This window comes from Variovorax ureilyticus (assembly GCF_037889935.1).
GTDB classification, from domain to species: Bacteria; Pseudomonadota; Gammaproteobacteria; order Burkholderiales; family Burkholderiaceae_C; genus Variovorax; species Variovorax ureilyticus.
Window position 1 is genome coordinate 36504 of sequence record NZ_JBBKZU010000026.1, and the last position, 16987, is coordinate 53490.

The window sequence follows — 16987 nt, forward strand, 5'->3', positions numbered from 1 at the left end:
CGTGTAGGAACGATTCACGGGGGCTCCGCTATCATCAAAACCCACATCGTCGCAGCGGCATGTGTCGACTTTCTCCACCAGGGGCACCGTATGAGCATCGTTTGGACCATTCTGATCGGCTTCGTTGCGGGCCTGGTGGCTCGCGCAATCAAACCCGGCGACGATTCGGCCGGCTTCATCGTCACGACGCTGATCGGCATCGCCGGTTCGCTCCTGGCGACCTACGCGGGACAGGCCATGGGCTGGTACTCGGCAGGGCAGGGCGCGGGGTTCATCGCCTCCGTGCTCGGCGCGATCGTGCTGCTGGTCCTCTACGGCCTGATCAGGCGCAAGTGAGATCGAACCGGTCTGGCGCATGCCAACGCGCAAGACGCGCAGTCGCCATCACCATCACGTCTACGTGATCGAACTCGACGACCGCGTGTGGAACGCGGCGCGGTTCCGGCGGGCCAACCCCGACTACAAGCTCGGCATGCCCTTCGTCTACGTCGGAATGACGGGGCTCGACCCCGACGTGCGATTCGACAAGCACAAGGCCGGCATCCAGGCCAATGCCTACGTGCGCGACCACGGCGTGCGGCTGCTGCCCGCCCTCTACGCCATGTACAACCCGATGCCCTACGAAGCCGCTCGCGAGATGGAGGTCGAACTCGGCATCGCGCTGCGCGAGGCGGGATACGGCGTGTGGCAGGGCTAGCGACTCATTCCGGGGGAGAACCAAATGGATTCAGGCGTTTGCATCGTGATGACGAGCATCGGCACCGAGGACGAGGCGGAATCCCTCGCCGAAGCGATCGTGGAGGCGCGGCTTGCGGCATGCGTCCAGGTGCAGCGGGTGCGCAGCCTCTACGTGTGGCAGGACGTGCTGCACCGCGAGCCGGAGTGGGTGCTGCACATCAAGACGCTCGACGCGCGCTACGGCGCGCTCGAAGCCTTCATCCGCGAGCGGCACAGCTACGACACGCCCGAGATCGTTCGCGTGCCGATAACGGCCGGATCTGCCGACTATCTCGACTGGCTCAGGGCCGGCAGCACGCCGCGCCGCACTCAGGAATAGGTGATCCACTTCTCGTACGCCGGCCCATCGAGATGGGGTAGCGTGTTGTAGGTCACCAGCATGTGGCGCTTGGGTGTGAACGCGAATTCGGTGATGGCCGAATTGCGCATGCGCAGATTGAGTTCCACCGTGGTTGCCGGGCTGGTGCCGAGGACGTGACCCACTGCCGTGGAGATCGGGCCGCCACTGGACACGACGAGCACCTTCGCGCCATGGTGCCGTGCGCGCACATGGTCCAGCGCGCCGGTCACGCCGGCCAGAAAATCGATGTAGCTCGGCATCCCCGCGGGGGTGGTTCGTCCCTCCATCCAGGCGTTGAGTCCATCGCGCAGGAGTCGGAAGTGATGCCTGTACATCTCCGGCGTATCCGCCTTCTCCAGCTTTCCGGGGTGAATGGTCGCGATGATGGCTTCGCTGTCGTATTCGTTCAGACCCGGCCAGGGGAGAACGTCGTCCGGCGACAGGCCCAGACCTTCGGCGATGCCGTGCCAGGTCTGCCGGTGACGCCGCAAGGTGCCGGTGATCACCGCATCGAAGCGCATGCCGCGCTCGCGCCAGTACTCACCCAGGCGCACCGACTGCCTGTGGCCCAGCTCACTGAGTTGGTCGTAGTCGGCCGCGCCGAAACTGGCCTGTCCGTGACGGACGAGATAGAGGGTTCCCATGCGCCGAATTCTGCCGAGAGCCTGCAATTTTCTGCGTCGCCGCGGTGACCTGACCTTGAGCACGGGCCAGCGGACTTTGTTCACGGAGAGCCCACTCGGCGACCGGTCGGATGAGGCTTTTCAGATGGTTCTCATGGGTGCGCCGGTCACCTCTTCTTACGATCAGTTTCACTCGATTCGTGGCACCCCCCAGTCTGAATCGAACCTCCTCGGGCGCCGTTGCCGCCCCCGCTTCTTGTTTCAGAAATCCTGGGAACTCTCATGATGGCTCTGCTTGCTGCCGCCCTGGCGTGGTGTATGAAATCGTTGGCTTCGGTTCGATTAAGGCTCAGCGCGCGCGTCGGGAACGCACGCCCCGTCGAATCCGTTCCGCCCCACGACACGTGCCCCGAGTTGCTCTTTGGGTGCCTGCTCAGCGCGAACTTCGCCGTGCTGATGAAAGACGACTTCAACCAGTTGGCGAGCGCGTTGCCCGAACACCGTATCAGGAAGCTGCTGGCCGAACACTGGGGCATCGAGAACCGCGCGGATTGCGTTCATGTGATCGAGCAACGCATGGAGCGGCTGGGGGAGACCTCTCCCGCGGAAATCCAAGCTGTGGCGGCCTGGCTCGATGATCGGCGCCGAAGGGGCGAAGGCGCTCGTCCTGCACGGCCGGCGGCTGAGCATCTTGCCTCTGCCGACGACCTCAGCCACGGCCACCTCAGTGTGCTGGCATGGGATATCCAGCAGCTCGCGTATCTGGTTCGTCTCGCGCGCGCCGTTGGTCACGTCTCGCACGGCCAGGCGGAAGCGGTCCTCGCGCGATTGACTCTTCGTGCGCGCATGCACTACGGCTCGTGGAAGGTCTATTCGATGGCTGCGCTGGTCGGCCTCGGCATGCGAGGCGCCATGGAGGTCTTCGAAACGTCGGAATGGGAGCGCTACGCGCGTACGCATTCCGTCTTTCTGAGTGGCCGACACGCACCCATCAGGCTCGCTTCGTCCTGGAGCACAGCGTGCGTCGCGCCGCCGCGCCTGCGTGCAGGCGGCTCGCATTCGGCTCCGGTCGCCGCGGCCTGACGTCTTCCTCATCGCCGGGACCGGATCGGGTTTCGCGCTCACCGGTTCGAGATCCGTCCGTGTCGCCTTTCCATTCGTCGAAATTCGATGGGACCTTTCGCTCCCGCGCGGCGTCCGGCCCTCTTCGACGTGTGCTCGACGGCGGCATCTTCGCGACGCTGTTGACCTGTCTGCTCGGTGTCGCGAGCTATCTGTTCGGGCGACCGAGCGCCATTGAGCTCAGTTGGCAATGGGTGGCCCTGATGTCGATAGGCATCATTGCGCTGGCCGTGCTGCGGTTCACCAGTTCGTTGCGGGCACAGCGGCGCAGCGACACGCTCAATGCGATTCTTGATGCGGTTCCGCACGCGCTGTTCGTCAAGGACGCCCAGTTTCGCTACAAGGCCTTGAATTCGGAGTTCGAACGCGTCTTTTGCATTGACTCCGAGCGTGTCGTCGGCAGGAGCGATCGGGAAATCTTCGGCCCCGACCTTTCCAGGCGATTCGGAGCCCAGGACCGTGAGCTGATGGGCTCGGGCGTTGCGAGCACCTACGACGACGAGATCGCGGTCGATGGCGTCCTGCACAACTTCCAGTCACGCAAGCAGCCGATCTTCGATCGGCGGGGGCGGTTTCAGGGGCTTGTCGGTGTCGCGATCGACGTCACGCCGGAATTGCGGATCCGACGCGAGCTCGAACAATCGCGCGCCGACCTGGAGCTTGCGCTGAGCATCGGCGGACTGGGTGTGTGGCGCTCGGTCGCGCGGCTTTGCAGGCGTGCCCGCCTGAGCGACCCGGCGTTTCTGGACGCACCCATCCGCGCGGACCGCCGCATCCGCGAGATCTGCGGCTTCAGCGACGATGAGCCGGTCACCTATCGGCAAGTGTTCATGCGCATCCATCCGCAGGACCGCGAGCGTGTGGCCGCCCGACTCGAGGAGGTGTACCGTCAGCGCCGCGGCAGTTACCGCAAGCAGTTCCGCGTCCTCGCCCGTGAAGGCGTGGAGCGCACCCTGGAAGTGCGCGGGAGCCTGTCGATGCGCAGCGACCCGGCCGCCCCGGGCACCGTCATCTCCTTCATCGGCATCGTCAAGGACATCACCGATGAAGAAGCGCTCAAGGCGAGCCTGGTGACCAAGGCCGAGGAGGCGCGCTCGGCGGTGGACGCCAAGGCCCACTTCCTCGCCATGATGAGCCACGAGGTGCGCACGCCGCTGAACGGCGTGCTCGGCATGATCGACCTGGTGCTGGACACGCCCCTGGACGACGACCAGCGCACGATGCTCATGCGCTGCCGGGAGTCGTCGGTGTCGCTGTTGACCATCATCAACGACATCCTGGACTTCTCGAAGATCGAGGCGCGCATGCTGGACATCGAGAGCCGGCCGCTGTCGCTGGCCAGTCTCGTGGAGGACGTGTGCGCCACCTTCGCGGCGGAGACTGCGCGCAAGGCCATCGGACTGGACTTCCACGTCGACGCGGCCATCCCGCAGTTCGTGGTGGGCGATGCCGTGCGGCTGCGCCAGGTGCTCACCAACCTGATCGGCAATGCGGTCAAGTTCACCGCGAACGGAGAAGTTCGTGTGGAGGCGTTGCGCAGCGCGCAGGGCGAGCTCGAGTTCGCCGTGCAGGACACTGGCATCGGCATCGATCCGCGAGCCACGCAGACGCTCTTCGAGCCTTTCCGCCAGGCCGACATCGCCACCACCCGGCGCTTCGGCGGCACGGGCCTGGGGCTGACGATCGTCCGGCAGCTGGTGGAACTGATGCAAGGCAGCGTGCGCTGCGAGAGCGCGCTCGGCGTGGGCAGCCGCTTCATCGTGACCTTGCCCCTGCGCCCTTGGGTGCCCAGTGTCGGCTCCATGCCCGGGCGCAGTGCGCCACACCGGCTGGCCATCGATGCGGGCCAGCAGCCGATGGGCGCCGGAGCGCTGCGAGTACCCCCGACCGTCCAGGGCTGGCGGGTGTTGCTGGCCGAAGATCATCCGATCAACCGCGAGGTGCTCACCCGGCAACTGCGCAAGCTGGGCTACGCGAGCGATTGCGCCGAGGACGGGCAACAGGCGTGGGAGATGCTGGAAGCCGCGTCGGCGCTCGGCGCCGGCTACGCCGTGCTGCTGACGGACTGCCACATGCCCCGCATGGACGGTTATGAATTGACCCGCCGCGTGCGTGAGCGGGAGGCCTTGCGAGGCGGGCTTCGGCTGCCGATCGTGGCGCTGACGGCCAATGCGCTGCTGGGTGAGGCGGAGCGCTGTCTCGCGCTGGGGATGGATGCCTATCTGTCCAAACCGCTGCAGCTCGAGGATCTGTCCGAGGCGCTGTCGAAGGTACTGCAGACGGGCGCCGGCGAGGGAGGCGCGATCCAGGCCAGTTCGGGCGGCGCCGTTGGCGCACCTGTTTCTCCGCTGCGCTACGCCCGGCTCATGCAGCTGTGCGATGGCGACGAGGCCAAGGTCCGCAAACTGGTGCGTGTCTTCGTGACGGCCAGCGAAGAAGATATGAGAGCGATGGACCGGGCCGCTGCCGCCTTCGATCACGTCGCGCTGCGTCAGCTCGCGCATCGCCTGCGCTCCGCCTGCCATCAGCTCGACGAGGATGCCGCGGTGCGTGCCTTACAGGCCGTCGAGCACAGCGACTCCGACCCGCAGACCCTCGCGCTCTACCCGAACGCTCGCGGGGAGCTCGTGTCCGTCCTGCGGCGGGCAACGGCGTTTGCCAGTGTGGCCGCGAACACACCGGCATGAGGGCCGTCGGCCGGACGGGTTCAGGAAATCAGGTTGTGCTCTCTCGCGAAAGCGTAGATCTCCAGATCGCTCTTGAGGCCGAGTTTGTTCATCGCATCGGTCTTCTGGCGACTGACCGTCTTCACGCTTCGTGAGAGGCGATCGGCGATCGCGGACACGGTCATCCCGGACGCGAAAAGTCGAAGGACTTCGACTTCCCGTGGCGACAGGCGCGCGGCCCCGCCGTTCTCGGCGTCGAACTGGCTTTGTAGAAGGTTTTGCTTGAAAGTGGTGCTGACGTAGTCCCGCCCCTGGTTCACCGCCTGGATGGCGAGCGAAATCTCGGACATGCCCGCGGCTTTGTCGATCAGACCGCGCACGCCGGTTCCGAGGATTGCGCCAATCACGCCGACATTGCCCACCATGGTCAGGACGATCACGGGCAGATCAGGGTACAGGCGGCGGATCCGCTGGAGCAGGCCCAGGCCATCGGCCTCCTGGCCGCTCGGCATTGAAAAATCGGTGATGAGCAGATCCGCGGGCGTCTCGCGCAACGCCGACAGCAGCGCTTCCGGTGAATCAGCCTCGGCAACGATCGAGGTGTTCATCGCGCTTTCCAGCACCATGCGGACGCCGGCCCGGATGATGGGGTGGTCGTCGGCGATGATGACGCGCTTGTTCATGCAATCAACCCAATCTTGAGAACGGTGCGGCTCCCTTGAACCGGGGGCACACATTCTACTTGCGACCAGTAGGTCGAACCCCGCCTCCGGGGGAGGGTCGTTTCAGTACGGTGCATTCGGTGAACAATGTCACCAATGCCAAAGTGGGCGTTGATTGCGGGCCCCGTCGGTGCCCCGCAATCCGGTCCCTTCATTTCCGGTCCGACAAGGCGATGCGCACCGCCAGCGCCGCGAGAACACTGCCCATCACGTACCGCTGTGCGAGGAGCCAGCCGCGGGTGCGCGAGAGGAACGCCGTGATGCCGGCTGCGCCCAGAACCAGCAGCGCGTTGATTCCGCCGCTTACCAGGATCTGTATGGCGCCCAACGCCAGGCTCTGCAGCAGCACGGAGCCGCGATCGGGATGCAGGAACTGCGGGAAGAACGACAGATAGAACATCGCGACCTTGGGATTCAGGACGTTGGTCAGGAATCCCATGCTGAACAGCTTGGCCGTTCGGTCGTGTGGGAGCAGGCGGGCTTCGAACGGCGCGGCGCCATTGGGTTTGAGCGCCTGCCAGGCGAGCCAGAGCAGATAGGCAGCGCCGGCCAGGCGGATCGTGTCGAATGCGAAGGGGACCGCGATCAGGAGTGCGGTGAGGCCGAGGGCCGCGGCCATCAGGTGCACGACGAAGCCGAGCAGGACGCCGCCGAGCGAAATCAGCCCCGCGGCCCGCCCCTGGCAAAGTGCCCGGGAAACGCAATAGATCATGTTGGGTCCGGGCGTGAGGACCAGCACCAGGGCCGCCAGGGTGAACCACGCGAGTTCGGTGGGCGTCAGCACGTCAGATACCTCGTGAATGCAGCGGGACGGTGCTGCGCGGTGGTGCTAGAGGGTGACCTGTCCGTCGATGCAGGTGACCGAATCACCTCCGACCCAGACCTGCCGGTCGCTGTCGCGCTCGATGTGAACGCGTCCATCGCGGCCCAGCACCTGGCCTTGAGATGCGATGAACCGGTCCGGAAGATGTCCCTCGGCGATCAGCCATTCGGCGAGGCTCGCGTTGAAGCTGCCGGTCACCGGATCCTCTTCCACGCCGATGGCCGCTGCAAATGCGCGCACCTCCACGCTCGGGGCGGTCTCTTCGGCGCGCACGAAGGCGCGGGCCTCGCGGTTCGATCGTGTGATCAGTGCCGATGCGGCGCTCGCCGGATAGATGCCGGCGACGCCGACCTTCTGCCCGAGCTCGGCCAGTGCACGGTGATCGGGCTCGAGGGCGAGCACGGTGTCCGCGTCGTTCAGCAGCAGCCCGAGCCACACCGGACCGTTGTCCAGCAATTGCGCCGTGACGATTTGCTGCGCCCGGATACCGAGCGCGCTCGCCACTTTCGCCAGCAGCGTGGGGCTGGGTGCGCTGCGCCGCAGCGACGGTGCAGCGAACGTCAGCCGCTCGCCTTCGCGCCGGATCGGCACGAGGCCCTTCGCGCACTGCTGCACGATCAGATGGCCGCCCTTCGGTTTGCCGCCGGCCTGCAGCCAGGCGTGGCAGCTGCCCAGCGTCGGATGGCCGGCAAAAGGCAGCTCGCCGCCCGGCGTGAAGATGCGCACGCGGTAGTCGGCCGAAGGATCGGTCGGCGGCAGCAGGAAGGTGGTCTCGGAAAGATGCGTCCAGGACGCGAAGCGCTGCATCGTCGCATCATCGAGCCCGGTGCCGTCGAGCACCACGGCGAGGGGATTGCCGAAGTACGGCGTCGAGGTGAAAACGTCGACTTGCTTGAAGGGGCGTGTCTTCATTGGAGTCATTCCAGGGGGAGGTCGAGAACACCGCGCGCGCCGGCCCTGGCGCGCAGGTCGGCGAACCAGCGCTCGACGTTCGGCCACGAAGGCCGCGTGTATTCGGTTTGCGGCAGGCCGAACCAGCGATGCGCCTCGCAGCCGACCGGGATGTCGGCCATCGTGAAGCGGTCGCCGAGCATGAAGGTGCGCGTGGCGAGGTGGGCATCGAGCAAGGCGAAGAGCGGTTCGGTGGCGTGCACCGAATGCGCGATCACCTCGGGCTGGCGCTGCGCGGCGGGCGTGCGGACCCACTGCCTGAAGGCGCCGGCGCTCACCGGGTTCAGGGTGGTCTGCTGCCAGTCCATCCAGCGCTCCGCGTCGAAGCGCTCGGCCAGCGGCTCGGGATAGAGCCGGCCCATTGAATGCTTCGCGCAGAGGTAGCGCACGATGACGTTCGATTCCCAGAGCACGACCCGGTCTGCGCCTTCGCCGTCATCGATGACGGGCACGAGCGCATTCGGATTCATGCCGAGATATTCGGGCGTCTGCACCACGCCGAACTTGCCGCCCGCTTCGGTGCGCTGGAAGTCGAGGCCGAGTTCCTGCGCGCACCAGACGACCTTGCGCACGTTGATGGAGCTGATGCGCCCCCAGATGTTGAGCATGTCGGGTCTTTCGCCGTGGCCTCAGCGGGGGTTGGCAGCCATCTGCCGCTCGACCTCGGCGGCGGCGCTGTGCGCGAGCTGTTCGCGGATCGCGTCCGCGAGTGCGGCGATCGCGGTGTCGATTTCCTGGTCGCTGGCAGTCACGAAGGACAGCCGCAGCGTGCGTGGATCGCCCTCTCCGGCGTAGAACGGCAGGCCCGGAACGAAGGCCACGCCGCGCTCGACCGCCTTGGGCAGCAGTGCGACCGCGTCCACGCCCGGCGGCAGGCGCAACCACAGGAACATGCCGCCGTTGGGCTTGTTGAACTGGACCTGCAGGCCATTCATCTCGCGGGTGAGTGCGGCCAGCATCACATCGCGCTGGCGCTTGTAGAGCGCGCGGATCGTGGGCACGTGCTTGTTCAGGAAGCCTTCCTTCATGACCTCGGACACCATCCGCTGGTTGAAGCTCGGCGTGTGCAGGTCCGCCGCCTGCTTGGCCTGCAGCAGCTTCGGGAAGATCGCCTTCGGCGCCACGAGGAAGCCGAGCCGCAGGCCCGGCGCCAGCACCTTCGAGAACGAACCGAGGTAGACGCAGCCCTCGGGATTGCGAGCTGTGAGCGGCAGCGGCGGGGCTTCGTCGAACCAGAGTTCGCCGTAGGGGTTGTCTTCGATGATCGGCAGGCCGGCCTTGGCCGCGGCGGCGGACACCGCGGCGCGGCGCTCTTCGGTCATCGTGCGGCCGGTCGGGTTCTGGAAGTTCGGCAGCAGGTAGATGAAGCGCGCGTCCTTCGACTTGGCGACCATGTCCTCGACGCTCACGCCCTCGTCGTCGCTCGCGACGCTCACCGGCTCGGGTTCCATCGGCGAGAAGGCCTGCAGCGCACCGAGGTAGGTCGGCGTCTCCACCAGCACGCGGCTGCCGGGGTCGAGGAGCACCTTGGCGATCAGGTCGAGGCCTTGCTGCGAACCGGTCGTGATCAGCACCTGCGCCGGGTCCACCTTCCAGGGGAGCATCTGGCTCACCGCTTCGCGCAGCGGGCCGTAGCCTTCGCTGGCGGCGTACTGCAGCGCCGCCTGGCCGTCCTTGTGCAGCACGTTGGCGCAAGCCTCGGCGAACTCCGCGATCGGGAAGGTCTTGGGCGAAGGCAGGCCGCCGGCCAGGCTGATGATGCCGGGGCGTTCGGTGACTTTGAGGATTTCACGGATCACCGAAGGATTCATCTTTTCGGCGCGTGCGGCGAGTTTCCATTGCATTTCTTGACTCCTTGAGGTGTGTGAATCGCTATCGCGAAGCCGGGGCGAGCGCGGCGGGCGTGGCGGGTTGCGACAGCCGCTTGCCGGCGATCACGGTGGCGACGACAGCGGCCGCGAAGCCGAGCGTAACGATATCGAGGGGCTCGCCCAACAATGGCATCGCGGCGAGGATGGAAAGAAAAGGTTGCAGCAGTTGCGTCTGGCTCACGCGCAGCGCGCCGCCCATCGCCAGACCGCGATACCAGGCGAAGAAGCCCATCCACATCGAGAACACCCCGACGTAGACGAACCCGACCCACGCCGATGCGGCCACCGGCTCGCGAGGCCAGAGCACGATCGTGCCGGGCAGCGTGACCGGCAGCGCAAGGACGCAGACCCAGCAGATCACGCGCTCGGCGCCGAGCGCCGGCGTGACCTGCGCGCCGTAGATGTACCCCAGCGAAGCCGCGAACACCGCGCCCACGAGGAGCAGGTCCGCCCATTCGAAACCGAAGCCCGTGCCGTGGCCCGATGCGCGCAGCAGCGAGAACACCACCACCAGGGTGCTGCCGGCCACGGCGCAAAGCCAGAAGCCGAGTCGTGCGCGCTGGTGAAGCACCCATGCGGCGCATGCCGCCGTCACCAGCGGGAGAAGCGCGGTGATCACCGCCGCATGGCTCGCGCTGACGACGCGCAGCGCGTAGGCCAGCAGGAGTGGATAACCGATCGCATTGCCCAACACGGCCATGCCCAGCGGCCGCCAGTGGTTCGGCTGCGGACGCGGCGCGCGCGTGACGACGAGAAAGGTGGTCGACAGCACGCCGGCGAGTGCCGCCCGTCCGAGCGTCACGAACCACGGCGAGAGCTGCGGGTCGGCCTGCGTCCCGGTGGCCAGGCGCGTCATCGGCAGCGTGACCGCGAAGAAGGCAACGCCGAGCACGCCCAGCCACATGCCGAGGGTTTCGTCCCGATGTCTTTTCATACGCTCAGCATCCACCAGGCGGTGAGAACCAGCACTGCGCCCATGAGACGGTTGAACCACAGCAGACGCTGTCCCTGAGCCAGCCAATGGCGCAGCAACGCACCGGCGACGGCGTACGTCAGGTTGCTGACGAATGCGTAGAGCAGCATCACCGGCGCCACGATCGCAAGACGCCGCAGCGCATCCGGCTGCCCGGCGATCCAGCCGGCCACCAGCGTCAGCGCCAGCAGCCAGGCCTTGATGTTGAGGAACTGCAGCAGCACGCCCTGCTTGAATCCGACGTTCAGCCGCGCGCCGTCCGCCTGGCCGAGCGAGGCACCGCGCCCGAGTTTCCACGCCAGCCATAGCAGGTAGCCGACGCCGAAAGCCTTGATGGCCCAACGCAGCGATGGAGCCGCCACCACCAGGGCGCCGACGCCGGCGGCGCACAACAGGAGCAGCAAGGTCCAACCGACGGGAACCGCGATCACGAACCGCATCGCGCGCGGCAGGCCGCCGTTGGCCGCCAGTGCCGTGGAAAGCGTCGTGTTCGGGCCTGGCGAGAAACTCATCGCCGTGGCGAGCACCAGCAGCGCGGTGAATTCTTGCCAGTTCATGGGACACACTTTAAACTGGGGACCATTACAGTAGCGATACAGTTGGTCAAACAAGAGGGTGGTCTGTATCGGTTTACCGATCGACACAGAAGCAGGCACATATGCTGACACGAACGTCTTCGCAGTCCCTCACCGGCCAGTTGGCGGACCGGTTTGCCGAACGAATCCGCAATCGCTTGCTCGCCCCGGGGGCGCGCTTGCCGTCGGTGCGCGAATGCGCGCGCCAGCAGGGTGTGAGCCCGCATACCGTGGTTGCCGCCTACGATCAGCTGCTTGCGCAGGGCCTGGTCGAGGCGCGCCGGCAGAAGGGCTTTTATGTGCGTGACGCGGCGGCCGTGAACGGTACGGCAGCGACGAGCATGAGCTTCGTCAGCCAGCCTGCAGCTGTGCCGGTCGTGGCCGCGGACGCCAGCACGTTGATTCGCGGCATGTTCCACAGGCCCAGCGACAAGCCGCAGCCGGGCATGGGCGTGTTCCCGCCCGATTGGCTCGAATCGACCTTCATGCCCGCCGCGCTGAGGCGCGTCACCGGCGCCAAGTCCCTTCAGGAGTTCTCGCTGCAATACGGCGAGCCGGCGGGCGACGGCGGCCTGCGGCGCAGCCTCTCCACCAAGCTCGCGCGCATCAACGTGCCGGCCGGGCCCGACCAGATCGTGACGACGGTCGGTGCGACCCACGCGCTCGATATCGTCAGCCGCACGCTGCTGCGTCCCGGCGATCCGGTGATGGTCGAGGAGCCGGGATGGGCGCTCGAATTCGCCCGGCTTGAGGCGCTCGGCATGCGCATCCTGCCGGTGCCGCGGAACGCCGACGGGCCCGACCTGGAAGTGATGGCGCGTTACTGCAACGCCGGCGAAGGCCATCGGCCCAAGCTGTTCGTAAGCGTCAGCGTGCTGCACAACCCGACCGGATACAGCCTCTCGCCGGGCAGCGCCCACCGCGTGCTGCAACTTGCGAACCAGCACGACTTCCATATCGTCGAGGACGACACCTACAGCCACCTCGCGCCCGAACACGCGACCCGGCTGTCTTCGCTCGATGGCCTGCAGCGCACCGTCTATGTGAGCGGCTTCGCCAAGATCCTCGCCCCGAACTGGCGCATCGGATTTCTCGCAGCCTCGCCCGACATGGTCGGCCGCTTTCTCGAGACCAAGCTGATCACGACCCTGACCACGCCGTCCCTGTTCGAGCGTGCCTTGGCCTGGTGCATCGACCAGGGCCAGCTGCGCCGCCACGCCGAGCGCATCCGCCTGCGGCTCGACGGCGCGCGCGGGCGCACGGTCAAGCTCGCGCTCGGCGCGGGCTGCACGCTGGCGGCGGAGCCCGCCGGCCTCTTCGGCTGGGTCGACACCGGCGTCGATACCGACGCCCTGACGCAGCGCATGCTCGACGAGGGCTATCTCATCGCGCCGGGCTCGCTGTTCCACGCGCGACGTCCTCCGACCACGCTGATGCGGATCAACTTCGCGACCGGACAGGACGCGGCGTTCTGGAAGGTGTTCGCGCGCGTGCGCGATCAGCTCTGATTCAGAGGAGCTTGTCCGGGGCGAGCGGCCCGAAGAGCTTGAGCATCAGCCGCAGGCTGGGGCTTGCGTCGGGCTCGGTGGTCGAGTCCTGCAGCCCGCTTCCCTGCGGCGGATGCCATACGAGCTGGCCGTCCTTTTCCTCGACATGCCATGAGCCCTCGCGCAGCGTGACCTCGATCTTGTCGGTGGCGACGCGCGCGAGTTCGTCGCTGCGGATCAGCACCGCGATCTCGGTGTTCTGGAGCTGCGAGCGCAGGTCGAGGTTCATCGAGCCGACCACCACCCACCCCCCGTCGATGACGAGGCCCTTCGAATGCAGCATGGAGCGGGACTCGCCCGACGCCCCGCCGCCCGACGAGCCGAAGGCGCTGCCGAGGCCGGCCTGCTCGCTGCGAAGCTCGTAGAGCTCGACGCCCATCTTCAGCAACTCGTCGCGATGGCGCGCATATCCCACGTGCGCGACCGGCGCGTCGTTGGACGCGAGGGAATTGGTCAGCACGCGAATCCGGACGCCTCGCGCCCGGGCGGCGGCAAAGGCCTGCTTCATATCCGGTCCGGGAACGAAGTAGGGCGAGATGATCAGAAGATCCTTGTGCGCGAGGCCGATCAACTGCAGCAGTCCCTCGACCACCGTATCACCGTCGGCCGCGGCGCTGACCGCGACCTGGAGCGAGCCGCTCGTGCCCTTGCCCGCCGCCCGCGCCTTGCCGCCGCTGATCTCGACGCCCGGTGCCTTGCCTTCGCCGCTCGCCGCGTTCGTTCGATCCGATGGAATCTTGGCTGGCTTGTCCACCATCACTGCGGCCGGAGCCCAGATGAACGATGCGGTACGGAGATCCATCGGCTGCCGGTCCCAGCGTGGTCGGCGCGGATCGGCCTGCGCTGCGCCCTGTTCGTCGGCCTGGGTTGCCTGGGTCTCAGCCTGCTCGCGTTCTCCCGCGGCTTTCGCATCGGCGCGGATCTTTTCGAGCTCCTCGCGGGTGACCAGCGACTCCACCGGGTAGGCGCGCTCGTTGTTCCAGTAGGCGTCGAAGCTGCGCGACAGATCCTGCACCGCGCGGCCCGCCACCAGCACGTCGAGGTCGACGAAGTTGGCATTGGCCGCGTTGCCGAAGTACGCATCGCCAAGGTTGCGGCCGCCGGTCACGGCGAGGACGTTGTCGGCGACGAAGAGCTTGTTGTGCATCCGCTGCTGGATGCGCGAGGCATCGTCGATCGAGTTGACGAGCCGCGACAGCGTCGAGGTTCGCGCGCCGGCGAGCGGGTTGAACATCCGCATCTCGATGTTGGGCTCGAACGCGAGGTACATCACGACGGCGTCTCGTCCGGTGCTGTGGAAGTCGTCCAGCAGGATACGCACCCGCACCCCGTGCCGGGCCGCGTCTCGCACCGCGCGAAGCAGACGGGCGGTGCTCTCGTCGGCGTGGATCGTGTAGTACTGCAGGTCCAGTGTCTTTTGCGCGCCTTGCGCCAGAGCGAGCCGGCTGCCATAGGCCGCCGACGGGCCATCGACCAGAAGGAAGCCGGAGTCGTAGCGCGTCGCCGCTGCTTCGCGTCGCTGCTTCACCAGGCGCGCCAGAGGCGTGTCGGCTGGAGCCTCCAGTGCCGTGGAAACAGGGCGCTCCACATTCTTGGGCAACTCCGCGCACGCCGAAAGACAGAGGACCACGCCAAGCGACACGATGAGGCACTGCATCGCGGCGGACAATCGTTCGAATGGGTGGAGTGACCTCATGCGGCGTTCGGAAAGTCTCGACGCCGGATGTATAGCGCGGCCTTGGCGCGCCGCGCGTCAGACAAAGACGCCGCTATCCTTGGCCGACCGAGCCGAGTTCTTCCCAGCGCTCGAGCGCGGCGAGCAGTTCCTCTTCGATCTGGGCGTGGCGCTCGCCCAATTCAGCGGCGCGGGAGGCGTCGGTGCCGTAGATCGCACCGCCGTCCTTCCCGAGGATCTCCGCGATCTGCTTCTGTTCGTCCTCCAGATCGGCGATCCGCGAAGGAAGCATCTCCAGTTCGCGCTGTTCCTTGTAGCCAAGCTTTCGCCTGGCGCTGTTTCGCTGGGGCGCGGCCGGCGGCGGAGTGGCGGGGGCGGGCGCGGGCGCCGATATGGAAGCGGACGCTCGCTGTTCCGCAATCTCGCGGGCCCGCTTGGATTGGGTGAGCCAGTCCTGAACGCCGCCTTCGTATTCGCGCCAGTGGCCATCGCCCTCGTACGCGATCGTGCTCGTCACCACGTTGTCCAGGAACGTGCGATCGTGGCTGACCAGGAAGACCGTACCGTCGTAGTTCTGGAGCAAGTCCTCGAGCAACTCGAGCGTGTCGATGTCGAGGTCGTTGGTGGGCTCGTCGAGCACCAGCACATTGGCCGGCCGCGCGAACAATCTCGCGAGAAGGAGCCGGTTGCGCTCGCCGCCGCTCAGGGAGCGCACCGGCGAATGCGCCCGCGCGGGCGAGAACAGAAAGTCGGCGAGGTAACTCTTGACGTGCTTGCGCTGGTTCCCGATCTCGATCCACTCGCTGCCCGGACTGATGAAGTCCTCGAGCGTTGCATCGAGGTTGAGCGCGTTGCGCATCTGGTCGAAGTACGCGACCTGCAGATTGGTCCCGCGCCGGATGGTGCCCGCGTCGGGTTCGAGCTCGCCGAGGATCAGCTTCAGCAACGTCGTCTTGCCTGCGCCGTTCGGCCCGACCAGCCCCACCTTGTCGCCGCGCAGGATCGTGCTCGTGAAGTTGCGCACGATCGTCTTGTCGCCGAACGATTTGGACGCACCCGTCAACTCGGCCACGATCTTGCCGCTCGCCTGGCCTGCAGAGACATCCATGTTCACGCTGCCCAACGCTTCGCGGCGCGCCGCCCGGTTGGCGCGCAGTTCCACGAGACGGTTGATGCGGCTCTGGCTGCGCGTGCGGCGCGCCTCGACGCCTTTGCGTATCCAGATCTCCTCCTGTGCGAGCAGCTTGTCTGCTTTCGCATTCACGATCGCTTCCTGCGCCAGTTGCTCCTGCTTCTGTACGAGGTACTGCTCGAAGTTGCCGGGGTACGAGGTGAGCTTGCCGCGATCCAGCTCCACGATCCGCGTCGCGACACGGTTGAGAAAGCTCCGGTCGTGCGTGATCGTCACCACGCTGCCCTTGAAGTCGATGAGCAGTTGCTCGAGCCATTCGATGGAGTCGAGGTCGAGGTGGTTGGTCGGCTCGTCGAGAAGGAGAACGTCCGGTGCAGCCACGAGCGCCTGCGCCAGCGCCACCCGCTTGCGGGTGCCGCCGGACAGCGCGCCGACGCGAGCCGAACCGTCCAGGTGCAGGCGGTGGAGGGTTTCCTCGACGCGCTGCTCCCAATTCCATGCGTCGAAGGCCTCGATCTGCGACTGAAGCGCGTCCAGATCGATGCCGGGCGCAGCCGACAGATATTGCTCCCGGAGTGCGATGACGTGCGCGAGGCCGGCGCTCGCTGCGGTGAACACGTCCGCATCGGGGTCGAGCGACGGCTCCTGGGCCACGTAGGTGATCCTCACCTCCTGCTGCACCTGCAGGACACCGTCGTCGGGTTTCTCCAGTCCTCCCAGAATCTTGAGGAGCGACGACTTGCCTGCGCCGTTTCTCCCGATCAGGCCAATGCGCTCGGACTCTATAAGAGAGAAATCTGCGTGATCCAGCAGCGGGACGTGCCCGAATGCCAGCTGTGCGTCGAGAAGGGTGATGAGTGCCATGTGCCCCGGATTATCGGATCGGGCCGCGTGTTGGCGTCGACGATGCTGCGCTGGCGGCAAAAAATGGCATATACTCTGCGGCTCGACTGAAAACGCGCAAGCGGATCGGGAGAGAAAAAAAGAGTCGGCGTGTTGACGAAGTCCTAAAAAACAGGTCATAATCGCAGGCTCTGCTGAATCAGCGGCTCGCAAGAGCAGTTGAAGAAGCAAAGACCCTGGAGGTTGACGGGATTTAAAAAAACCTGTCATAATCAAAGGCTCCGCCAAACACGGTGACGAGTTAGATCCTTCGGGGTGTAGCGAGTTGGGCGGAGGGAAGAAAAGAAAAAAATCTTCAAAAATTTTTTCTGAACTTCAAAAAATCG

The 16987-nt window shown here is 66.2% G+C and carries 16 protein-coding genes; 6 read left to right on the top strand and 10 right to left on the bottom strand.

The features are described 5' to 3' along the window. Positions 1 to 90 precede the first annotated feature (90 nt). From WKW77_RS33060 to cutA, 3 genes are read left to right on the top strand one after another with little or no spacing between them, the layout of a single operon-like run. Positions 91 to 336 carry a GlsB/YeaQ/YmgE family stress response membrane protein gene (locus WKW77_RS33060; protein ID WP_340361125.1) on the top strand — a complete coding sequence of 82 codons (246 nt, stop codon included), beginning with the start codon at positions 91 to 93 and terminating at the stop codon, positions 334 to 336. 19 nt (positions 337 to 355) lie between these two features. Beyond that, positions 356 to 697: a hypothetical protein gene (locus WKW77_RS33065; protein WP_340361126.1), complete on the top strand. Its 342-nt coding sequence runs from the start codon at positions 356 to 358 to the stop codon at positions 695 to 697. Between the two features lie 24 nt (positions 698 to 721). Beyond that, positions 722 to 1057, top strand: a complete 336-nt coding sequence (gene cutA / locus WKW77_RS33070; protein WP_340361127.1) for a divalent-cation tolerance protein CutA — start codon at positions 722 to 724, stop codon at positions 1055 to 1057. Here cutA and WKW77_RS33075 read toward each other — a convergent pair. After that, positions 1048 to 1722, bottom strand: coding sequence for a histidine phosphatase family protein (locus tag WKW77_RS33075; RefSeq protein ID WP_340361128.1), 675 nt, complete (start codon positions 1720 to 1722; stop codon positions 1048 to 1050). The genes cutA and WKW77_RS33075 overlap by 10 nt on opposite strands. 261 nt (positions 1723 to 1983) lie before the next feature. On the opposite strand from WKW77_RS33075, the gene WKW77_RS33080 reads away from it, so the two are divergent. Next, positions 1984 to 2784, top strand: coding sequence for a DUF1266 domain-containing protein (locus WKW77_RS33080; protein ID WP_340361129.1), 801 nt, complete (start codon positions 1984 to 1986; stop codon positions 2782 to 2784). 131 nt (positions 2785 to 2915) lie between these two features. Further along, positions 2916 to 5510 (top strand): ATP-binding protein, encoded by a 2595-nt coding sequence (locus WKW77_RS33085; RefSeq protein WP_340361130.1) that lies wholly within the window; start codon positions 2916 to 2918, stop codon positions 5508 to 5510. Between the two features lie 20 nt (positions 5511 to 5530). On the opposite strand, the gene WKW77_RS33090 is transcribed toward WKW77_RS33085, so the two are convergent. From WKW77_RS33090 to WKW77_RS33120, 7 genes are all read right to left on the bottom strand, one after another. Then, positions 5531 to 6172 (bottom strand): response regulator, encoded by a 642-nt coding sequence (locus WKW77_RS33090; RefSeq protein WP_340361131.1) that lies wholly within the window; start codon positions 6170 to 6172, stop codon positions 5531 to 5533. A gap of 190 nt (positions 6173 to 6362) precedes the next feature. Continuing rightward, positions 6363 to 6995, bottom strand: coding sequence for a LysE family translocator (locus WKW77_RS33095; protein WP_340361132.1), 633 nt, complete (start codon positions 6993 to 6995; stop codon positions 6363 to 6365). A gap of 45 nt (positions 6996 to 7040) precedes the next feature. Beyond that, positions 7041 to 7946: a PhzF family phenazine biosynthesis protein gene (locus WKW77_RS33100; protein ID WP_340361133.1), complete on the bottom strand. Its 906-nt coding sequence runs from the start codon at positions 7944 to 7946 to the stop codon at positions 7041 to 7043. Between the two features lie 5 nt (positions 7947 to 7951). Further along, the gene (locus WKW77_RS33105) at positions 7952 to 8593 is read right to left on the bottom strand and encodes a glutathione S-transferase family protein (protein ID WP_340361134.1); all 642 of its coding nucleotides are present in this window, start codon (positions 8591 to 8593) and stop codon (positions 7952 to 7954) included. A gap of 21 nt (positions 8594 to 8614) precedes the next feature. Next, the gene (locus WKW77_RS33110) at positions 8615 to 9829 is read right to left on the bottom strand and encodes an aminotransferase-like domain-containing protein (RefSeq protein ID WP_340361135.1); all 1215 of its coding nucleotides are present in this window, start codon (positions 9827 to 9829) and stop codon (positions 8615 to 8617) included. 28 nt (positions 9830 to 9857) lie between these two features. Continuing rightward, entirely contained in the window at positions 9858 to 10790 is a 933-nt protein-coding gene (locus WKW77_RS33115) for a DMT family transporter (protein ID WP_340361136.1), read from the bottom strand. Further along, a complete protein-coding gene (locus WKW77_RS33120; RefSeq protein WP_340361137.1) occupies positions 10787 to 11386 on the bottom strand; it encodes a LysE family translocator in 600 nt (199 codons plus the stop codon). The genes WKW77_RS33115 and WKW77_RS33120 overlap by 4 nt, the downstream gene beginning before the upstream one ends. 101 nt (positions 11387 to 11487) lie before the next feature. On the opposite strand from WKW77_RS33120, the gene WKW77_RS33125 reads away from it, so the two are divergent. After that, positions 11488 to 12912: an aminotransferase-like domain-containing protein gene (locus WKW77_RS33125; protein ID WP_340361138.1), complete on the top strand. Its 1425-nt coding sequence runs from the start codon at positions 11488 to 11490 to the stop codon at positions 12910 to 12912. Position 12913: 1 nt separating this feature from the next. On the opposite strand, the gene WKW77_RS33130 is transcribed toward WKW77_RS33125, so the two are convergent. After that, positions 12914 to 14647, bottom strand: coding sequence for a phospholipase D family protein (locus tag WKW77_RS33130; RefSeq protein ID WP_422823311.1), 1734 nt, complete (start codon positions 14645 to 14647; stop codon positions 12914 to 12916). A 73-nt stretch (positions 14648 to 14720) separates the two neighbouring features. Next, a complete protein-coding gene (locus WKW77_RS33135; protein WP_340361139.1) occupies positions 14721 to 16622 on the bottom strand; it encodes an ATP-binding cassette domain-containing protein in 1902 nt (633 codons plus the stop codon). Between the last annotated feature and the right edge of the window lie 365 nt (positions 16623 to 16987).

What these genes read in the sequence shown, in the direction of transcription:
- WKW77_RS33075 (WP_340361128.1), bottom strand. Translation starts at nt 1,722, where the DNA reads ATGGGAACCCTCTATCTCGTCCGTCACGGACAGGCCAGTTTCGGCGCG.
- WKW77_RS33130 (WP_422823311.1), bottom strand. Translation starts at nt 14,647, where the DNA reads ATGAGGTCACTCCACCCATTCGAACGATTGTCCGCCGCGATGCAGTGC.
- WKW77_RS33105 (WP_340361134.1), bottom strand. Translation starts at nt 8,593, where the DNA reads ATGCTCAACATCTGGGGGCGCATCAGCTCCATCAACGTGCGCAAGGTC.
- WKW77_RS33125 (WP_340361138.1), top strand. Translation starts at nt 11,488, where the DNA reads ATGCTGACACGAACGTCTTCGCAGTCCCTCACCGGCCAGTTGGCGGAC.
- WKW77_RS33100 (WP_340361133.1), bottom strand. Translation starts at nt 7,946, where the DNA reads ATGAAGACACGCCCCTTCAAGCAAGTCGACGTTTTCACCTCGACGCCG.
- WKW77_RS33065 (WP_340361126.1), top strand. Translation starts at nt 356, where the DNA reads ATGCCAACGCGCAAGACGCGCAGTCGCCATCACCATCACGTCTACGTG.
- WKW77_RS33060 (WP_340361125.1), top strand. Translation starts at nt 91, where the DNA reads ATGAGCATCGTTTGGACCATTCTGATCGGCTTCGTTGCGGGCCTGGTG.
- cutA (WP_340361127.1), top strand. Translation starts at nt 722, where the DNA reads ATGGATTCAGGCGTTTGCATCGTGATGACGAGCATCGGCACCGAGGAC.
- WKW77_RS33110 (WP_340361135.1), bottom strand. Translation starts at nt 9,829, where the DNA reads ATGCAATGGAAACTCGCCGCACGCGCCGAAAAGATGAATCCTTCGGTG.
- WKW77_RS33080 (WP_340361129.1), top strand. Translation starts at nt 1,984, where the DNA reads ATGATGGCTCTGCTTGCTGCCGCCCTGGCGTGGTGTATGAAATCGTTG.
- WKW77_RS33120 (WP_340361137.1), bottom strand. Translation starts at nt 11,386, where the DNA reads ATGAACTGGCAAGAATTCACCGCGCTGCTGGTGCTCGCCACGGCGATG.
- WKW77_RS33115 (WP_340361136.1), bottom strand. Translation starts at nt 10,790, where the DNA reads ATGAAAAGACATCGGGACGAAACCCTCGGCATGTGGCTGGGCGTGCTC.
- WKW77_RS33090 (WP_340361131.1), bottom strand. Translation starts at nt 6,172, where the DNA reads ATGAACAAGCGCGTCATCATCGCCGACGACCACCCCATCATCCGGGCC.
- WKW77_RS33135 (WP_340361139.1), bottom strand. Translation starts at nt 16,622, where the DNA reads ATGGCACTCATCACCCTTCTCGACGCACAGCTGGCATTCGGGCACGTC.